A 17,705-nucleotide genomic window follows, 5' to 3' on the forward strand; every position below is an offset into this window, starting at 1 on the left:
AGGACTGCCCCGCGTCCAGACTTATCCCCCCGAGGGGGCGCTTTTCATCTTGGGGCGGCCCGGCGATGAAAAAAGCCCGGAACTTGACGGTTTCGGGCTTTTTTGAGCAAGCGGCCTTATTAGCGTTTGGCGACGTGCCGGGGCTTGGCAGGCTTGGCTGCCGCAGGTTTTGCCGGTTTGGCGGCGACCGTGCGCTTGGCGGCGGTGTGTTTGGCGCTTGCGTGTTTGTTGTCGGCGCGCCGGGTGGTCGCAGGTTTGCTGTTCGACGGTTTGGCGGTCGAGGGCTCGACGGCCGTGGGATCGAGGGTATCGGGCAGGCTGCGGGTGTCGGCCTTGGCTTGCAGGCGCCGGGCGCCGTTGTAGCGCTTGCGCCAGTAGGCGATGTCCATGCTTTCGACGCGGACATTGGCGCCGGAGCGCGGCGCATGCACGAATTTGTGGTCGCCCAGGTAGATGCCGACGTGCGAGAAACGGTGGCCCAGGGTGTTGAAGAACACCAGATCGCCGCGCCGCAGTTCTTCGCGGTCCACGGAGATGCCTTGTTCGGCCTGATCACGCGCCCGGCGGGGCAGTTTCAGGCCCAGAGAGCGCTCGGCCGCATAGGCGACCAGGCCGCTGCAATCAAAGCCCTCGCCGGGTGCGTCGCCGCCGTAGCGGTACTTGACCCCCAGGAACTTCATGGCGGTGGACACCAGGGTCTTGGGCGCCTGGCTGGCGCCGTAGCTTTCCGCGTCGGGGTAGTCGATGGCCAGGCTGCGCTTGTTGTCGAGCCAGGCGCCCAGCGGGTCGGACTGGGTGCTGAGCAGGTAGCTGTCGCGCAGCAGGTGATTGGAATTGAGGCCGGCGTCGGCCGTCTTGCGGGGCTGGGTCGCGCAACCGGCCAGCGCCACGAGGCCCGCGCACAGCAGCAGTTTCAGGGAACGGGCCGCCAGGGGGCGGGGGTGATTCGGCTGAGCTGAGGCGGAATGAGGCGGTGGCATGGGCGGATGGCTGCGGATATCGTCGCCCGCAACCGTCTCGCGTAGCCATGGCGCTCAAGGCGCAACACGGGTCGCAGACTGGCCGGATACCGGACGTCGGGTTGATCTGGGGGGTTGCCCGCCCTGCGGACAACTCACCGAGTTTAGTAGATCGACCGGGTCGAGTAAAGTGCCCGTAACACTTTCGAAAAAATGATCTTTTCGCCGCCGGGCCGCCCCAAGGCGAAAAGCGCCCCCTCGGGGGGATAAGTCTGGACGCGGGGCAGTCCTTGTGGACTGACCTGCGCCTGACGCATCCGAGCGGCATGCAGGCCGCGAGGTGGATGCAAGCGGCCGTAAGGCTGCGCAGCGTGGGGGCGTCCACTTGTCAGCCTCGCGTCAGGATGACCTTGTAACTTCAACCCAGGGTGTAGCATGTCACCCATCCATTTCCTATAGAAACACCCGCGCCCGGTCCGGGCCGCAGGGTGGCACCGGAGACGAACCCATGCAGAAAGTCCGCGAGTTCCATCGCCAGTCGATCCAGAATCGGGAGGCCTTCTGGGCGCGCGAAGCCCAGCGCATCCACTGGGAAACCCCCTTCACCCAGGTGCTGGATTATTCCCGGCCGCCGTTCGCGCGCTGGTTCGTCGGCGGACGCACCAACCTGTGCTACAACGCCGTCGATCGCTGGCTCGATACCCAGGGCGACCAGCCCGCCCTGATCTGGGTGTCCACGGAAGTCGACCAGGAAATCGTCTACACCCGCGCCGACCTTGCGCGCGAGGTCAACGCCGCCGCCGCGACCCTGCAGGAACTCGGGGTCGTCAAGGGCGACCGCGTGCTGATCTACCTGCCCATGATTCCCCAGGCGGCCTTTTTCATGCTGGCCTGCGCCCGGCTCGGGGCCATCCATTCCGTGGTGTTCGGCGGCTTTGCCGCGCACAACCTGGCGCAGCGCATCGATGATGCGCAGCCGCGCGTGATCGTCTCCACGGACGCCGGCTCGCGCGGCGGGCGGCCGATCGCCTACAAGCCGCTGCTCGACCAGGCGATCGCCCAGGCGTCCCATGCGCCGGAACACGTCGTGCTGGTGAACCGGGGCCTGGCGCCCATGGACCTGACGGCGGACCGCGATCTGGACTACGCGCCGTTGCGCGCGCGTCATCTGGACGTCCAGGTGCCGGTGGTCTGGCTGGAATCCAATGAACCCAGCTATATCCTGTATACCTCGGGCACGACCGGCAATCCCAAGGGCGTCCAGCGCGACGTCGGCGGTTACGCGGTGGCGCTGTGCGCGTCCATGGAATACGTCTACGGCGGCAAGCCGGGCGACGTGTATTTTTCCAGCAGCGACGTGGGCTGGGTGGTGGGGCACTCTTATGTGGTCTACGGGCCGCTGCTCAACGGCCAGGCCACCGTCATGTACGAGGGCACGCCGGTGCGCCCCGACGCCGCCATCCTCTGGCGCATCGTGGAAACCTACCGCGTCAACGTGCTGTTCTCCGCGCCGACGGCGATCCGCGTCCTGAAAAAACACGATCCGGCGCTGCTCAGCCGCCACGACCTGTCCAGCCTGGATCGCATCTACCTGGCGGGCGAACCGCTGGACGAACTGACCGGCCAGTGGCTGTCCGAGGCCCTGGGCAAACCGGTGATCGACAATTACTGGCAGACCGAAACCGGCTGGCCGATCCTGTCGGCCCAGCCCGGGGTCGAAGAAGTCCCGACGCGTTTCGGCAGCCCGTCCTTCCCGGTCTACGGCTACGACGTGCGGGTGGTCAGTGAATCTACCGGCCAGGACAGCGGTCCGAACCAGAAGGGTGTGGTGGCGATCGAGCCGCCGCTGCCCCCGGGCGCGATGAGCACGATCTGGGGCAATGACGAGCGCTTCGTGCGCACGTATTTTCAGTCCTTCCCCGGGCGCCTCTGCTATTCGACCTCCGATTGGGGCCTGGTGGACGAAAGCGGCTACTGGTACATCCTGGGCCGCACCGACGACGTGATCAACGTGGCCGGGCACCGCCTGGGCACGCGCGAGATCGAGGAATCGGTCAATACGCACCCGGCCGTGGCGGAATCGGCCGTGGTGGGGGTGGCCGATCAGCTCAAGGGCCAGGAAGCCATGGCGTTCGCCGTGCTGCGCGACCCGGCCGCGCTGGACGCGTCCGGCGCCCGGGACCGCCTGGAGGCCGAAATCAAGCGCGTCATCGAGCAGCGCAACGGTGCGGTGGCCCGCCCGGCGCGCATCCTGTTCGTCAACAGTCTGCCCAAGACGCGTTCGGGCAAGGTCCTGCGCCGGGCCATCGTGGCGCTGTGCGAAGGCCGCGACCCGGGTGATCTGACGACGATCGAGGACCCGACCGCGCTCGACCAGATCCGCGAGGCGCTGTGAGCGCAGGCCGGGGCGTGCGTCCGGAGGACGGAGACCGGGCCGCCGCGCGCGCCGATTCACCGCTGCGGCCAGGCGTGGGGCGGCGCGAGGTCTGGTCCTGGGCGATGTACGACTTCGCCAATTCCGGCTACACCACAGTGGTGCTGACGACGGTGTTCAACGCCTATTTCGTCGGCGTGGTGGCGGCCGGGAAAAGCTGGGGTACTTTGGCGCTGACGATGGCGCTGTCGCTGTCCTATCTGGTGGTGATGCTGTGGATGCCGGGACTGGGCGCGCGTGCGGATGCCCGCGCCGGCCATCGCCGGCTATTGTTCCTCAGTACCGCCGGGTGCGTGCTGGCCACGGCGACGCTGGCCAGCGTGGGGCCGGGCGACATCGCGTGGGGGCTGCTGTGGCTGGCGCTGTCCAATATCTGTTACTGCATCGGCGAATCCGCTGTGGCGTCGTTTCTGCCGGGGCTGGCCCGGCCAGAAGCCATGGGGCGGGTGTCCGGCTGGGGCTGGAGCTTCGGCTATTTCGGCGGCATGCTGGCCCTGGGCCTGGCTTTGTGGGTGGCCTCCACGGCGGAAGCCGACGGCTTGGCGGCCCAGGCCTACGTCCCCTGGATCATGGGGCTGACGGCCGTCCTGTTCGCGGCGGCGGCGTTGCCGGCTTTTCTGTGGCTGCGCGAACCCGGCGCCGGGACGGATCGCCAGCCGGTGGCGATGCTGGTCCAGTTGCGGGCGGCGTGGCGCGAAACCCGCCGTGACTTCCCCGATTTTCGCCGTCTGCTGCTGTGCATTGCCTGCTACCAGGCGGGGATCGCGGTGGTGATCACGCTGTCGGCCGTCTACGCCACCGAGGTCATGGGCTTCGGCATGCAGCAGACCATGCTGCTGGTGTTCCTGGTGAACATAGGCGCGGCTGTCGGCGCCTTTGGCTTTGGCTACTTGCAGGACCGCATCGGCCATCGCAAGGCGCTGGCCCTGACCCTGTCGGGCTGGATCGTCATGGTGCTGCTGGCCGTCTCGGCCCAGTCGCTGCCGGTGTTCTGGTCGGCCGCCGCCTTGGCGGGGCTGTGCATGGGCACCAGCCAGAGCGCAGGCCGGGCCATGGTCGGGGTGTTGGCGCCGACCGGCCGTCCCGCGGAATTCTTTGCCTTGTGGACGTTCGCCGTGCAACTGGCGGCCGTCGTCGGGCCGCTGTCCTACGGTGTGCTGGTCTGGGTGACGGAGGGCAACCATCGCGTCGCCTTGCTGGCGACCGGCCTGTTCTTTCTGGCGGGGCTGGCGCTGCTGGGGCGTCTGGATTTCGAACGCGGCATGCGGGCGCGTGACGCGGCCTGAGCGAAGGCGGGTAGCATTTGTCAGTATCGAGTAAGCATCGTGCAGTACGGTTGCAATATTCAAACATAAAGTGAACGCATTACTAAACATCACTAAACTCAGGAGCGAGCCATGACCACGGGAATTGAATCCATCTTGGTGGAAAACCGAGTGTTTCCGCCGCCGGCGGACCTCGTCAAGCAGGCCAATGTATCGGGGATGGAGGGCTACCAGGCCTTGTGCGACGAAGCCAAGCGCGACCCCGACGCCTTTTGGGCCCGCCTGGCCAATGAAAACCTGGTCTGGTCCAAACCGTTCACTCAAGTGCTGGACGAGTCGAACAAGCCGTTCTACAAGTTCTATCCCGACGGCCAGATGAACGTCTCGGCCAACTGCCTGGACAAGCACCTGGGCACCCCCGCCGAAAACCGCACCGCCATCATTTTCGAGGCCGATGACGGCCAGGTGACCAAGGTCACCTACAAAGAACTGCACGCGCGCGTGTCGCAGTTCGCCAATGTGATCAAATCCCTGGGCTATCAGGCCGGCGAGCGCGCCATCATCTACCTGCCCATGTCGATCGAGGCCGTGGTCGCCATGCAGGCCTGCGCCCGCTTGGGGCTGATCCATTCCGTGGTGTTCGGCGGCTTCTCGTCCAAGAGCATCCACGAACGCACGGTGGACGTCGGCGCCTCGCTGGTGATCACGGCCGACGCGCAGTTCCGCGGCGGCAAGGCCATCCCCCTGAAGAACGCCGTGGACGAGGCCATCGCCATGGGCGGCTGCGAAGCCGTGCGCAAGGTCATCACCTACAAGCGCGCCGGGACCGACGTCCAGTGGCACGCCGACCGCGACCTGTGGTGGCACGATGCCATCCAGGGCCAGTCCACCGACTGCCCGCCGGTGCCGGTCGACGCCGACCACCCGCTGTTCATTTTGTATACGTCCGGTTCCACCGGCAAGCCCAAGGGCGTGCAGCATTCCAGCGCCGGTTTCCTGCTGTGGTCCTTGATGACCATGAAATGGACCTTCGACGCCAAGCCGACCGACGTGTTCTGGTGCACGGCCGACGTGGGCTGGGTCACGGGCCACTCCTACGTCACCTACGGTCCGCTGGCTGCCGGCGTGACCCAGGTGGTCTTCGAAGGCGTGCCGACCTATCCGGACGCCGGGCGTTTCTGGAAGATGATCCAGGAACACAAGGTCACGACCTTCTACACGGCGCCGACGGCCATTCGTTCGCTGACCAAGGCGGCCGAGGCCGATGCCAAGGTCCACCCGAAATCCTTTGATCTCAGCAGCCTGCGCATCATCGGCTCGGTGGGCGAGCCCATCAACCCCGAAGCCTGGGTCTGGTACTACAACAACGTCGGCGGCCAGCGCTGCCCGGTGATCGACACTTGGTGGCAGACGGAAACCGGCGCGCACATGATCACGCCGCTGCCGGGCGTGACCCCGCTCAAGCCGGGTTCCTGCACGCTGCCGCTGCCCGGCATCGACGCCGCCATCGTGGATGAGACCGGCGAAGAAGTCGAGCGCGGCAAGGGCGGCTTCCTGGTGATCCGCCGCCCGTGGCCTTCGATGATCCGCACGGTCTGGGGCGATCCGGAACGTTTCAAGAAGACCTACTTCCCCGAAGAACTCAAGGGCTACTACCTGGCGGGCGACGGTGCGCAGCGCGACAAGGACGGCTATTTCTGGATCATGGGCCGCATCGACGACGTGCTGAACGTCTCGGGCCACCGCCTGGGCACGATGGAAGTCGAGTCGGCCCTGGTGGCGCACGAAATGGTGGCCGAAGCCGCCGTGGTCGGCCGCCCGGACGACACGACCGGCGAGGCCGTGGTGGCCTTCGTGGTGCTCAACGGCGCCATGCCCGAAGGCGATCAGGCCGCCGTCGTGGCCAAGCAATTGCGCGACTGGGTGGCCAAGGAAATCGGCCCCATCGCCAAGCCGCGCGAGATCCGTTTCGGTGAAAACCTGCCCAAGACGCGTTCGGGCAAGATCATGCGCCGCCTGCTGCGCGTGGTCGCCAAGGGTGAGCCCATCACCCAGGACGTCTCCACGCTGGAAAACCCCGGTATCCTGGATCAACTGGCCCAGGTGCGGTAACGAGTGTTGAACGGCGCTCTGTGATCCAGCGCGTCGGACACAGCCTAAGGGGCGGGAGTACATCCCGCCCCTTTCATTTGGAGCCGTCATAGTCGATTGATTCTCAATGTCCTGGATGCGCGTGACCGACGTATTATGTGAGCGTTTTCGTTAACGCTTTCGTCTGGAATAGCCTATTTGTTATAAAATTAGAGTTGTTTGTAGTGTTTTCGTGCGCATGTAATTAGTGTTTTCGCGTTCTATATCTTGTAAATTATCGTTTTTGAGCTCTCGTTAGGAAATTCAAGCATGCAAGTCGGTTTCACAGCGCTGGCCGACCGCTATGGCATCGCGCTTGCACAGCCTCTCCGCGTCGAATCGATCATCGGTACAACGCGGGTGAGCCGTGAAAACGCCGGACGGCTTGAGAACAAGTTTCCTACTAGCTACACGCCAGCGGACGACTTCGCCGGGCATTTCGAGTTTGGTCTGAAGTACGAAGAAATTCATCTCGAATTCTTCGCCCGGCTATTTGCCAGTGTTGGTCCAGAACCCATCGAGGCTTGGTGCCGCCGGACGCCCTTTGGCCAGTATGCCCGACGCACCGGGTTTCTTTATGAATGGCTGACGGGGCAGCGTCTGGATGTGCCGGACGTGAGCAATGGGGGCTATGTTGATGCAGTGTCGACGCAGCAGTACCTGACCCGCTGCAAGCCGCTGCGGGTACCGCGTTGGCGCATTTTCGATAACCTGCCCGGCGTACCTGACTTCTGCCCCTTGGTGCGTCGTACCGGGGCTGTGCAGGAGGCGCTGCGGTTTGACCTGAATGCGGCGCTGCGCGAACTGAACCAGACCTTTGGTGCCGATATTCTGATGCGTACGGCCAGTTGGCTGACATTCAAGGAATCGCGTGCCAGTTTTCTGATCGAAAAGGAGGCGGATCAAGCTGACAGGATCCAGCGGTTTGCCCACGTGATCGCCCAGCACTGCGGCCATATCGACGATCCCTTGAGTCCCCGCAGCTTGCAGACCTTGCAAGCCGGAATCCTGGGGCGTGAGGCCGTTGGGCTGGGCTTGCGGCATTCACCGGTCTTTGTGGGGCAGGCGACCTTGCACCAGGACATCGTGCATTACATCGCCCCGTCATTCGAGATCTTGCCGCAATTGCTCGATGGCCTGAAAGGCTTCGAGCGGGCCACACGGGGCGCCGAATCGCTGATCCGGGCGGCTGTCATTGCCTTTGCCTTTGTGTACATCCACCCCATGCGGGATGGCAATGGCCGGATTCATCGCTTCCTGATCAACGACACCCTGATTCGTGACCAGGCAGTGCCGGGCGGGGTGATCTTGCCGGTATCCGCCACCATCACGAGCTCGATTGATTTCCGGGCGCGCTACGATCGGACGCTGGAGGTCTTTTCGCGGCCGTTCATGCAACGCTATGCAGCGTCCTATCGCTTTGGAGCGCTTGCTGTTTACAAAGATGGCACCCCGAGCAATCTGGTTTTTGATGACGATGATGATGCGCAGTTCGCGTGGCGCTATCCCGATTTGACGGAACATGTGCTGTACACGGCACAGGTCGTGGCGCATACAGTTCGCACCGAAATGGCGGACGAAGCCCGTGTGCTGCTTATCTTTCAGCGCGCCCAGGAGCAGCTTAAAGAGGTGTTGGAAATGCCGGATCAGGACGCGAACCGCATCATCCGTTCGCTTAAGGAAAACGGCTGGCAGATCTCCGGGAAATTGAGGAAAACCTACCCGCAGTTGGAAGACGCTCACCTGGCGGAGCGGATGGTCAAGGCTGTGCGCTCCGCTTTCGAAGAACCCAATGAAACCCTTTGACGACCTGCTGGCCGAAGCCGAAGCAGCCGACGTGAGTGGCTGGGGCTTTGATTGGCTGGAAGGGCGGGCCAGCGAGGAGCGCCCGCCGTGGGGCTACGCGCGCCTGCTCGCGCAGCGGCTGGCCGGCGTGGAATCGGCGCTGGATCTGGACACGGGCGGCGGCGAGGTGCTGGCCGAGGCTGGCTGTTTCCCACCTCACATGGTGGCGACCGAAGCCTGGCGGCCCAACGTACGCCAAGCGCAGGAGCGCCTGCGCTGAACAAGAATCTGCTCTGACTGATTTCCCGATGCGCTGCGCTATTGCTCGATCAGGTGTCGTGGCCGCCACTTCAGCCCCAGCATCATGCCGGCGGCCGCCAGCAGAATCGCCGCGGCGCCGACCATCTGGATCGGATGCAGGCGGTGCCCGAAGGCGAAGGCATCCACCAGAAACGCGACCACCGGATAAATGAAGGACAGCGTGCCCGTCATCGGGGTGGGCAGGCGCTGGATGGCGCTGTAGAGCAGGATGTACATGAACCCGGTATGCACGATACCCAAGGTCACCAGGAGAGCCCAGCTTGAGGGCGCCATGGCCTCGCTGCTGTGCAGGGCCATGGGCAGCAGCAGGACGGTCCCCACGCACACCTGCACCAGGGCGATCAGGTGCGCAGGCACCCCCTTGAGCATTTTGGTGATCAGCGCGGCCAAGGCGTAGAAGAATGCCGCGCCCAGCGCCATGCCGATGCCCAGCAGGTAGTCCCCGCCACCGGTGTCGGCATCAGGCTGCGCCTGTACGATCAGCAGCACGCCGACAAACGACAGCAGCAGCCAGCCCAGCTTCGCCCGCGTCAGTCGTTCCTGCAGGAACAGGACGCCCAGGCCCACCAGCATGAATGGCTGCGTGTTGTAGACGGCCGTGGCAATGGAAATCGACGCACGTGAGTACGCCGCGAACAGCAGCAGCCAATTGCACACGATGGCGACCCCGCCGAGCGCTGCCAGCATGAGCTGGCGACGGGTGGCCTGGCCGCGCCGCACAAATCCCATGGCCATGCAGACGGGCAGCAGCGTCAGGGCGCCGAACAGGCAGCGCCAGAACACCACCTCGGTCACCGGACGGCCTGACAGCACGACCAGCCAGCCGATCGTGCCGGAAATCACCATCGCCGCTGTCATCTCCAGGGTGCCGCGCGTATTGTCCGTCATGAAAGCCTGCTCACAGAATAGAAACGATGACTTGCTAATTTATCCGGATTTCTCGCATCAGCACTTGCCATAAAAAATGGGTTTGCTTAAAAATACCTTTTTTAAAAAGGTAAAGACGGAGAAAAACCATGGCCCTGGATGATACGGATCGCCGCCTGGTCGAACTTCTTCAGGCCAACGCCCGCATGCCGATCAAAGCCATTGCCGAACACATCGGACTTTCCGCTCCGGGTGCTTCAGAGCGTTTGCGCCGCCTGGAAGATCGGGGCGTCATTCGGGCCTTTACCGTCGAGGTCGACCCCCGTGCCCTGGGCTATTCCTTGCAGGCCATCGTGCGGGTCAAGCCCTTGCCGGGCAAGCTGCACGCTGTCCAGAAGCTGCTCGAAGCCATCCCTGAGCTGTCCGAATGCGACAAGGTCACGGGGGACGACTGCTTCATCGCCCGCCTGCATTTGCGCTCCATCGAGCATCTGGACTTCATCCTGGAGCGCATCACGGACAAGGCCGAAACCAGTACCGCGATCGTCAAGTCGCAGCCGGTGGTGCGGCGCTTGCCCGCATACTGAAGCGCATGCGCGCCTGGCCTACGCAGCCCCTTGCATCAGCGCAAGATCGTCCCGCCATTGCCGCAGCGCATCCACGCCGGCCGTGGTGCCGCCGCAGACGACCACCAGCACATCGTCAAAGCCTTGCAGGGCTTCAGCCTGGTCATAGGCCAGCGCCAGGCTGGCGCCGCAAGCGGGTTCGACCAGGATGCGGTGATCGTCCAGGAAGCGTTCGCAGGCGCGTACGGCGGCCAGGTCATCGATGACCACCGGGCGCACCGGATGCCGTGCGGCCCAGTTCAGCGCTTGCTCGCAGACCTGCTTGGCGCCCAGCGAGGTGGCGATGCTGGTGATGGCGTCCAGTGCGATACGCTCGCCCGCCGCGATCGAGCGGGCGAAGGCGTCGGCGCCGTGGGTTTCGGCCGTGATGACCGGCACGTCGCTCCAGCCATTGCGGTGCAGGCCCTCCATGACGCCGCACAACAAGCCGCCGCCGCCCACGGACAGCACCACGGCGCCGGGCTTGGGTCCGGCCTCGGCCGCCTCGTCGATCAGCGTGGCATGGCCTTGCCAGAGCATCGGGTCGTCGAAGGGATGCACGAAGGCGTCTTCGTCGCCCAGCATCGATTGTGCCAGCGCGTTCGCCTCGTGCCAGGCCGCGCCATGCACGATGAGTTCCGCGCCTTGCCGGCGGATCAATCCGCGCGCCCGTTCGGTCGTGCTTTCAGGCACGACCACCACGACGGGGACGCCCAGGCGTCGGCCCGCGTAGGCCACGGCAATCCCGGCATTGCCGCCGGACGATGAGATGAAGCGGCGCTTGCCGTTGCGGGCGTGGGTCTCGCAGGCCAGGCCGATGCCGCGGATCTTGAAGGAGCCCGGCGGCTGCAAGGCATCCAGCTTGAGCCGGACACGCCGGCCTGCGGCCTGGCTCAAGGGGTCGGATTCGATCAGCGGGGTTTGGATATGCAGGGGCATGGGACAGGCCGCAGTGTATAGAGGATGGGAGATCGTATCAGCATCCGGGTCGGCCGCATGGGCCGCATGGGCCGCGCGCTGTGCGGGTTCAGGCTGTCGCCTGGCTGCGGACATGGATTGGTAGTGAAATCTGGATAGTTAAGTATTATTTTCACTATTTATTACTTTATGAATATTCCGTACACTAAAGAGTCAAAAATATTTTGATACAATACCTATGTAGCTTGTAGGGAAATAGGCTGTTTTATCACTTTTGTAATTGATTGAAAAAATAGACAAATGTGAAGAGCCTGGTCGAAAACCGTGGAATCATGCGCAAGAACCTGCCCGTCACGCACCGTGTTTATGCCTATCCGGAAAATCAGACTCTGATTTCGATCACGGATATCAAGGGCCGGATCACCTACTGCAACGATGATTTCGTCAGCGTCAGCGGGTATCGGCGCGAGGAACTGCTGGGGCAGCCGCACAATCTGCTGCGGCATCCAGACGTGCCGGAAGAAGCCTTCCGTGATTTCTGGCAGACGATTCAGGCCGGGAAAATCTGGAGCGCGGTCATCAAGAACCGGCGCAAGAACGGCGATGCCTACTGGGTCCGGGCCAATGCGACGCCTATGCGCAATGGGGACCAGACGGTCGGTTACCTGTCCGTGCGCACCTTGCCCACGGTGGAGGAGATTGCCCGGACAGAACGCCTGTTCGACACGATGAACGCCGAGGCCGCTGGCGGCCGGCGCCTGAAGCATGTCCTGAGCAACGGGATGCTCAGGCGCCGTGGTCCGGCGGGTCTGCTTAGCCGTGTCCTGCATCCTCGGCGAGACGTGAGGCTGGGCTTGTTCATCGTCCTGGCTGCCGCAGGTGCGCCTGTCGCTGCGGTGTTTGGCGCGCCGCTTTGGGCTCAGGGGCTGGCCGCTCTGCTGCTGGCGGGGTTGGCGCTGGCCGGTATCCGGTTCGCGTGGCTCAAACCGGAGGCCGAGGTCGTCCGGGTGGCCGAACGCTTGGCAAGCTGTGATCTGTCGGCCTTCGTGCGGATGGCCGAAGAGGGCACCGCACGAAGGCTGCTGCTGCCCATTGGACAGTTGGCCCTGGCAACCCGCACCGTCATGGTGGACGTGCGCCATGATTTGCGCACTTTGTCCGCTATGGCGCAGGCCGTCGCCTCCCGCAGCATCGAGCTTGCTTCGCGCACGGAAACCCAGGCCGCGAGCCTGGTCCGGACGACTGGCACGATGAGCGAGATCAGCCGCACTGTCGGACAGACTTCACAGATGACCCAGTCCGGCCTGGACGCTGCCCAGGATGCGGTCAAGGCCGTAGAGGCCAGCCAGGAAACCACGCGGGACGTGTCGGACGTCATGAAGGAAATCACCGCATCATCCCAGAACGTCGGCGATTTCGCCAAGGTGATCGAGGACGTCGCGTTCCAGACCAACATTCTTGCGCTCAACGCAGCAGTCGAGGCCGCCCGGGCCGGTGAACATGGCCGGGGGTTTGCCGTCGTCGCGGCCGAGGTGCGGGCGCTGTCCCAGCGGACTGCGGCTGCGGCCAAGGACATCGGCCACCTGATCCAGGAGTCTCGGGCGCGGGCGCAGCAGGGCAATCAAAGCGTGGCCCAGGCGCAGTCGCGGATGGCCGATGTGGTGACCAGCGTCGAGCGCGTCAAGCACATGCTGGAAGAAATCAGCAGCGCGGCTGGCGGGCAGGCGCAGGGCGTGGTCGAAGTGGGTGCAGCACTCGAACAACTGGACCTCATCACCCAGGAAAACGCGGCGATGGTCGATGTGCTGCGGACCGCGTCGACGCAGATGAGCGGTCAGGCCGAGCAGGCCGGGAGCAACATCATGGTGTTCCGGGTCGAGCCGGAAGATCAAACGCACGCGCAGACCGATGCCGTGGCACTGCGCAAGCAAAATCAGGCAATCGGCGCCGAACTGCAGTTGGCGGACGAGCGGCCCTGAACCCGCCGCTGCACTACCCGCGTTGCGGCAGGTTCTTGGCTGTGGTGTCCCGGGTCAGACCGTCGTGCCGGACGGCGCCCAGCAGAGAATCCAGCAGCCCGGGAAAGCGCGCATCCAGGTCTTCCCGGCGCAGCGACAGCAGGTATTCGCGGCCATAGGGGCGCTGCCAGATCACCCCGCTGTTGCGCAGCACCCGCCAGTGGTGGGTCAGGGTCGATTTGGGGATGCCGTCGAGTACGGCGCTGCAGGGGTGCTCGCCGTCGTCGGCCAGCACCCGCACGACCGTCAGGCGCAAGGGATTGCCCAGCGCCGTCAATACGTTTTCCAGATGAATCTGGTCCCGGTCGGGGTGGTTCATGATCATGGTCGCACCTGAGTCCTGACGATGGGCATATGTAAATAATCGGATGGTCTGTACGGTTCTATTGTACTAGAAAATGCGTACTGATATAGTACGCATGTTTTCGTACTATCGAACTGGAGAACTGTTCATGTCATCGATCCCTTTATCGTCCGTTCGCGGACATCGCTCCCTGGCCTGGAGCCTGGCGCTGCTGGCCTTCGCGCAACTCATTTATTCACTGGACATCAATATCGTATTCGTGGCCCTGCCGGAGATCGGCGCGGGCCTGGGCTTTTCGGAGCAGACCCTGCAATGGGTCGTCAGCGCCTACACCGTGTTCTGCGGCGGATTCCTGTTGCTGGGCGGCCGCGCGGCGGATCTGCTGGGTCAGCGGCGCATGTTCATCTTCGCCCTGTGGCTGTACGCGCTGTCTTCGCTGGCCGGCGGGCTGGCCTGGAGTCCGGCGGTGATCGTGATCGCCCGCGCGGTGCAGGGGATCGGCGCCGCGCTGTTGTTTCCCTCCACGCTTTCGCTGATCAATCGATTGTTCGAGGAGGGGCCGCCGCGCAATCGGGCGCTGGCGATCTGGGGCGGCACGGGGGCCAGCGGGCTGACGCTGGGGTCGCTGGCCGGGGGCGCGCTGACCAGCGCCTATGGCTGGCCGTCCGTGTTTTTCGTCAATGTGCTGCTGGCCGGGATCGCCATCGTGGCGGCGTTCATCGTGATTCCGAAGGACGCGCCCCGCACCGAGCGCCGCAGTTTCGATCTGCCGGGCGCGCTGACGGTGACGGCCGGCGCCACGCTGCTGGTCTATGCGCTGGTGCAGGGACCGGAAGACGGCTGGGGTGAGCCGCTGGTCCTGAGCGCGTCCATCCTGGCGGCCGTGTGCCTGCTGGCCTTTGCGCTGATTGAGTCCCGCAGCCATGATCCGTTGATGCCGGTGCAACTGTTCAGGAACCGCAACCTGGTCCTGGGCATGGTGACGACGTTCCTGTTCATGGGCACCTTTGGCGCGCTGCCGTATTTTCTGACGATGCTGTTCCAGAACGTGCAGGGCTATGGCGCCTTGCAGACCGGGCTGGCCTTCATCGTGCCGTCACTGGCGATCTTCGCGGGCACGCAGCTTGGCGCCAGGCTCGTCGGCCGCTGGCCCGCGAGTACGACGCTGGTGGCCGGGTTCGTGATCGGCATCGCCGGCACGCTGGCCCTGGCGCCGGCCGCCTTCGTCGGCGCGCCTTACGCGGCCATCGTGCCTGGACTGGTGGTGTCCGGGATCGGCCAGGGGATCGTCTGGACCGCCATGTGGGTCGCGGCCGCCTCGGGGATCGCGCATCACGAGCAGGGTATCGCCTCCGGCATGGCCTCGACCACGCTCAATGTCGGCAATGCCATCGGGATTGCGATGCTGGTGGCCTTTGCCAATCGCGGCATCGGCGGCCTGCAGGGCGAGGCGCTGCGCGAGGGATTGGCGGTCGGGACGCAGCATGCCTTCTATCTGGCGGCCGCGGGGCTGGTGCTGGGTCTGCTGGTGTCGCTGTTTTCGTCGCGGGGCCGCGGTGCTGCATGAGCATCCGGCCTCATCGTCCAGGCCGGCGTCGGAACGGCGCCGCCGGCCTGGACGGCGCGGTTCAGTGTCCCGCCAGTCCCGGCAGCAGCGCCCGGATGCCGGCGAAAATCATTTCCACGGCGATGGCCGCCAGGATCATGCCCATGACGCGGGCCATGATGACGCGCATCTTGGTCGAGAGCAGCTTGCCGATGGACGCGGCGAAATACAGCACCACGAACAGCGCCGCCAGGACCACCAGCAGCACCACGCTGAAGGCCAGATATTGCTTGGCCTGATGCGCCTGGGCGCCGTAGATGATCAGCGTGGCGATGGTGCCGGGGCCGACGATCATGGGAAAGGTCAGGGGATAGAACGCGGGGTTGTCTTCGACCTCGGTGCGGGCGGCCAGGCCGCCGACGTTCTTTTCCTGGGTGGCGCGCTCGTGCGAGGTGATCGGCTGGCCGTTGAGCATGGACAGCGCAATGCCGCTCAGCACCAGGCCGCCGGCGACGCGGAACGAATCCAGGCTGACGCCGAAGAAGCGGATGATGTGGCTGCCGGCCAGCGAGATGACGACGCACATCGCCAGGGTGTAGATCAGGATCGCCGCTGCCTGGCTGCGCTGCTCGGCGACGGTCTTGTGGGCCGTGACCGCCAGGAACAGAGGCAGGGTGATGAACGGGTTCATGATGGCGAACAGGGCGCCCAGGAACTTGGTGGCGAAGACGATGTCCATCGGTGATGGGCTCACGCCCGGCAGGCCTGCAGGATCGGAAATGATCGGAATCGGGCGCCGTGGTGCATGGCGCCCTGGAAGCGCATTTTACATGCCGTTGTAGACCGGCCCTTCGCCGCCCTGGGGCGTGACCCAGACGATGTTCTGTGTCGGATCCTTGATGTCGCAGGTCTTGCAGTGGACGCAGTTCTGGGCGTTGATCTGCAGGCGGTCCTCTCCGGTTTCGGTCTTGACGAATTCATAGACCCCGGCTGGACAGAAGCGTGCTTCCGGTCCGCCGAACTTGGCCAGATTGACGGCGACCGGGACGGATTCGTCCTTCAGCGTCAGGTGGACGGGTTCGTTCTCGTCGTGGTTGGTGTTGGAGATGAACACCGAACTGAGACGATCGAAGGTCAGCTTGCCGTCGGGCTTGGGGTAGTCGATGCGCGCGCATTCGGCCGCCGGCTGCAGACAGGCGTGATCGGGCTTGGTGCGGTGGATGGTCCAGGGCATCTTGCCCTTGAACAGCCATTGCTCGATGCCGGTCATCAGCGTGCCGACGGTGCGGCCCTTCTTGAACCACTGCTTGAAGTTGCGCGATTTGTTCAGTTCCGCGTGCAGCCAGGAACGCTCGAAAGCGGCCGGGTAGGCGGTCAGCTCGTCGTGGCTGCGGCCTGCGGCCAGGGCGTCGAAGGCGGCCTCGGCGGCCAGGGCGCCGGACTTGAGGGCCGAATGGCTGCCCTTGATGCGCGAGGCGTTCAGCATGCCGGCCTCGCAGCCCACCATTGCGCCGCCGGGGAAACAGAGCTTGGGCAGGGACAGCAGGCCGCCCGCCGTCAGCGAACGCGCGCCGTAGGCGATGCGCTTGCCGCCTTCAAGCGTCGTGCGGATCGCCGGGTGGGTCTTGTAGCGCTGGAATTCCTCGAAGGGCGAGAGCCAGGGATTGGCGTAGTCCAGGCCCACGACCAGGCCCACGGCCACCAGATTGTCGTTCAGGTGATATAGAAAGGAGCCGCCGTAGGTATCGGAATCCAGCGGCCAGCCGGCCGTGTGCATGACCATGCCGGGGCGCGATTGCGCGGGATCGACTTCCCAGAGTTCCTTGATGCCGATGGCGTAGCTTTGCGGGTCGCGGCCGGCGTCCAGGCGGTATTTTTCGATCAACTGGCGGCCCAGGTGGCCGCGCGAGCCTTCGGCAAAGATCGTGTAGCGCGCCAGCAGTTCCATGCCGGGCTGGTAGGCGTCGGTGTGGCTGCCATCGCGCGCCACGCCCATGTCGCCGGTCAGCACGCCGCGCACGGCGCCGGAGTCGGTATAGAGGATCTGCGCGGCGGCAAAGCCGGGGAACACGTCCACGCCCAGGGCTTCGGCCTGTTCGCCCAGCCAGCGGGTCACGTGGCCCAGGCGCACGATGTAGTTGCCGTGGTTCTTGAAACAGTCCGGCAGCAGCCAGGCCGGGGTGGCGCGCGCGCTCGATTCGGTCAGGAACAGGAAGCGGTCTTCGGTGACCGCCACGTCCAGCGGGGCGCCGCGTTCCTTCCAGTCGGGGATCAGCTCGTTCAGGGCCTGGGGGTCCATCACGGCGCCCGACAGGATGTGAGCACCGATCTCGGCGGCTTTTTCCAGCACGCAGACGCTGACGTCCTGGCCGCGTTCGGCGGCCAGTTGTTTCAGGCGGATCGCGGCCGCAAGCCCGGCGGGCCCGCCGCCGACGACGACTACGTCGTATTCCATCGATTCACGTTCAGTCATGGGTCCAATTCCCGTTACTTGATGAGCGTTGGGCGAGGTAGGACCCCGCCATAATGCGGGCCATTGTATTGCAGATCGTT

13 protein-coding genes and 1 pseudogene are annotated in these 17,705 nt (G+C 64.6%); 8 read left to right on the forward strand and 6 right to left on the reverse strand.

Annotated features, from left to right (window positions below; all coding sequences use genetic code 11):
• Nucleotides 1–341 precede the first annotated feature (341 nt).
• A pseudogene (locus tag ACFO0J_RS09635) lies at nt 342–980 on the reverse strand (C40 family peptidase); the annotation flags it as partial.
• A gap of 487 nt (nt 981–1,467) precedes the next feature.
• Between ACFO0J_RS09635 and ACFO0J_RS09640 the strand changes: the two are divergent.
• The 5 genes from ACFO0J_RS09640 to ACFO0J_RS09660 all read left to right on the forward strand — a co-directional run bounded on the left by ACFO0J_RS09640 (nt 1,468) and on the right by ACFO0J_RS09660 (nt 8,853).
• Complete coding sequence (locus tag ACFO0J_RS09640; protein ID WP_376812851.1) at nt 1,468–3,354, forward strand: propionate--CoA ligase; 1,887 nt, start codon at nt 1,468–1,470, stop codon at nt 3,352–3,354.
• Nucleotides 3,351–4,679 (forward strand): MFS transporter, encoded by a 1,329-nt coding sequence (locus ACFO0J_RS09645; RefSeq protein WP_376812852.1) that lies wholly within the window; start codon nt 3,351–3,353, stop codon nt 4,677–4,679. Before ACFO0J_RS09640 ends, ACFO0J_RS09645 begins: the two co-directional genes overlap by 4 nt.
• A gap of 111 nt (nt 4,680–4,790) precedes the next feature.
• Nucleotides 4,791–6,770, forward strand: coding sequence for an acetate--CoA ligase (gene acs / locus ACFO0J_RS09650; RefSeq protein WP_376812853.1), 1,980 nt, complete (start codon nt 4,791–4,793; stop codon nt 6,768–6,770).
• 288 nt (nt 6,771–7,058) lie between these two features.
• A complete protein-coding gene (locus ACFO0J_RS09655) occupies nt 7,059–8,594 on the forward strand; it encodes a Fic family protein (protein ID WP_376812854.1) in 1,536 nt (511 codons plus the stop codon).
• Nucleotides 8,581–8,853, forward strand: coding sequence for a hypothetical protein (locus tag ACFO0J_RS09660; protein ID WP_376812855.1), 273 nt, complete (start codon nt 8,581–8,583; stop codon nt 8,851–8,853). Before ACFO0J_RS09655 ends, ACFO0J_RS09660 begins: the two co-directional genes overlap by 14 nt.
• Before the next feature lie 38 nt (nt 8,854–8,891).
• On the opposite strand, the gene ACFO0J_RS09665 is transcribed toward ACFO0J_RS09660, so the two are convergent.
• Nucleotides 8,892–9,782, reverse strand: coding sequence for a DMT family transporter (locus ACFO0J_RS09665; RefSeq protein ID WP_376812856.1), 891 nt, complete (start codon nt 9,780–9,782; stop codon nt 8,892–8,894).
• 128 nt (nt 9,783–9,910) lie between these two features.
• Here ACFO0J_RS09665 and ACFO0J_RS09670 point away from each other — a divergent pair, with 128 nt between their 5' ends.
• A complete protein-coding gene (locus ACFO0J_RS09670; RefSeq protein ID WP_376812857.1) occupies nt 9,911–10,348 on the forward strand; it encodes an Lrp/AsnC family transcriptional regulator in 438 nt (145 codons plus the stop codon).
• An 18-nt stretch (nt 10,349–10,366) separates the two neighbouring features.
• Here ACFO0J_RS09670 and ACFO0J_RS09675 read toward each other — a convergent pair whose 3' ends face one another.
• Nucleotides 10,367–11,305: a pyridoxal-phosphate dependent enzyme gene (locus ACFO0J_RS09675; protein ID WP_376812858.1), complete on the reverse strand. Its 939-nt coding sequence runs from the start codon at nt 11,303–11,305 to the stop codon at nt 10,367–10,369.
• A gap of 311 nt (nt 11,306–11,616) precedes the next feature.
• Between ACFO0J_RS09675 and ACFO0J_RS09680 the strand changes: the two genes are divergently transcribed.
• Nucleotides 11,617–13,263, forward strand: coding sequence for a methyl-accepting chemotaxis protein (locus tag ACFO0J_RS09680; RefSeq protein WP_376812859.1), 1,647 nt, complete (start codon nt 11,617–11,619; stop codon nt 13,261–13,263).
• A 13-nt stretch (nt 13,264–13,276) separates the two neighbouring features.
• Here ACFO0J_RS09680 and ACFO0J_RS09685 read toward each other — a convergent pair whose 3' ends face one another.
• Nucleotides 13,277–13,627: an ArsR/SmtB family transcription factor gene (locus tag ACFO0J_RS09685; protein WP_376812860.1), complete on the reverse strand. Its 351-nt coding sequence runs from the start codon at nt 13,625–13,627 to the stop codon at nt 13,277–13,279.
• 127 nt (nt 13,628–13,754) lie between these two features.
• Here ACFO0J_RS09685 and ACFO0J_RS09690 point away from each other — a divergent pair, with 127 nt between their 5' ends.
• Nucleotides 13,755–15,173, forward strand: coding sequence for an MFS transporter (locus ACFO0J_RS09690; RefSeq protein ID WP_376812861.1), 1,419 nt, complete (start codon nt 13,755–13,757; stop codon nt 15,171–15,173).
• Between the two features lie 61 nt (nt 15,174–15,234).
• On the opposite strand, the gene ACFO0J_RS09695 is transcribed toward ACFO0J_RS09690, so the two are convergent.
• Both ACFO0J_RS09695 and ACFO0J_RS09700 read right to left on the reverse strand, forming a co-directional pair.
• Nucleotides 15,235–15,906 carry a MarC family protein gene (locus ACFO0J_RS09695; protein ID WP_376812862.1) on the reverse strand — a complete coding sequence of 224 codons (672 nt, stop codon included), beginning with the start codon at nt 15,904–15,906 and terminating at the stop codon, nt 15,235–15,237.
• A 72-nt stretch (nt 15,907–15,978) separates the two neighbouring features.
• Nucleotides 15,979–17,625, reverse strand: coding sequence for an electron transfer flavoprotein-ubiquinone oxidoreductase (locus ACFO0J_RS09700; RefSeq protein ID WP_376812863.1), 1,647 nt, complete (start codon nt 17,623–17,625; stop codon nt 15,979–15,981).
• Nucleotides 17,626–17,705 lie beyond the last annotated feature (80 nt).

Source organism: Castellaniella hirudinis (assembly GCF_042651965.1).
Taxonomy (GTDB): Bacteria; Pseudomonadota; Gammaproteobacteria; order Burkholderiales; family Burkholderiaceae_B; genus Castellaniella; species Castellaniella hirudinis.

What these genes read in the sequence shown, in the direction of transcription:
- ACFO0J_RS09640 (WP_376812851.1), top strand. Translation starts at nt 1,468, where the DNA reads ATGCAGAAAGTCCGCGAGTTCCATCGCCAGTCGATCCAGAATCGGGAG.
- acs (WP_376812853.1), top strand. Translation starts at nt 4,791, where the DNA reads ATGACCACGGGAATTGAATCCATCTTGGTGGAAAACCGAGTGTTTCCG.
- ACFO0J_RS09655 (WP_376812854.1), top strand. Translation starts at nt 7,059, where the DNA reads ATGCAAGTCGGTTTCACAGCGCTGGCCGACCGCTATGGCATCGCGCTT.
- ACFO0J_RS09660 (WP_376812855.1), top strand. Translation starts at nt 8,581, where the DNA reads ATGAAACCCTTTGACGACCTGCTGGCCGAAGCCGAAGCAGCCGACGTG.
- ACFO0J_RS09665 (WP_376812856.1), bottom strand. Translation starts at nt 9,782, where the DNA reads ATGACGGACAATACGCGCGGCACCCTGGAGATGACAGCGGCGATGGTG.
- ACFO0J_RS09670 (WP_376812857.1), top strand. Translation starts at nt 9,911, where the DNA reads ATGGCCCTGGATGATACGGATCGCCGCCTGGTCGAACTTCTTCAGGCC.
- ACFO0J_RS09675 (WP_376812858.1), bottom strand. Translation starts at nt 11,305, where the DNA reads ATGCCCCTGCATATCCAAACCCCGCTGATCGAATCCGACCCCTTGAGC.
- ACFO0J_RS09680 (WP_376812859.1), top strand. Translation starts at nt 11,617, where the DNA reads ATGCGCAAGAACCTGCCCGTCACGCACCGTGTTTATGCCTATCCGGAA.
- ACFO0J_RS09685 (WP_376812860.1), bottom strand. Translation starts at nt 13,627, where the DNA reads ATGATCATGAACCACCCCGACCGGGACCAGATTCATCTGGAAAACGTA.
- ACFO0J_RS09690 (WP_376812861.1), top strand. Translation starts at nt 13,755, where the DNA reads ATGTCATCGATCCCTTTATCGTCCGTTCGCGGACATCGCTCCCTGGCC.
- ACFO0J_RS09700 (WP_376812863.1), bottom strand. Translation starts at nt 17,625, where the DNA reads ATGACTGAACGTGAATCGATGGAATACGACGTAGTCGTCGTCGGCGGC.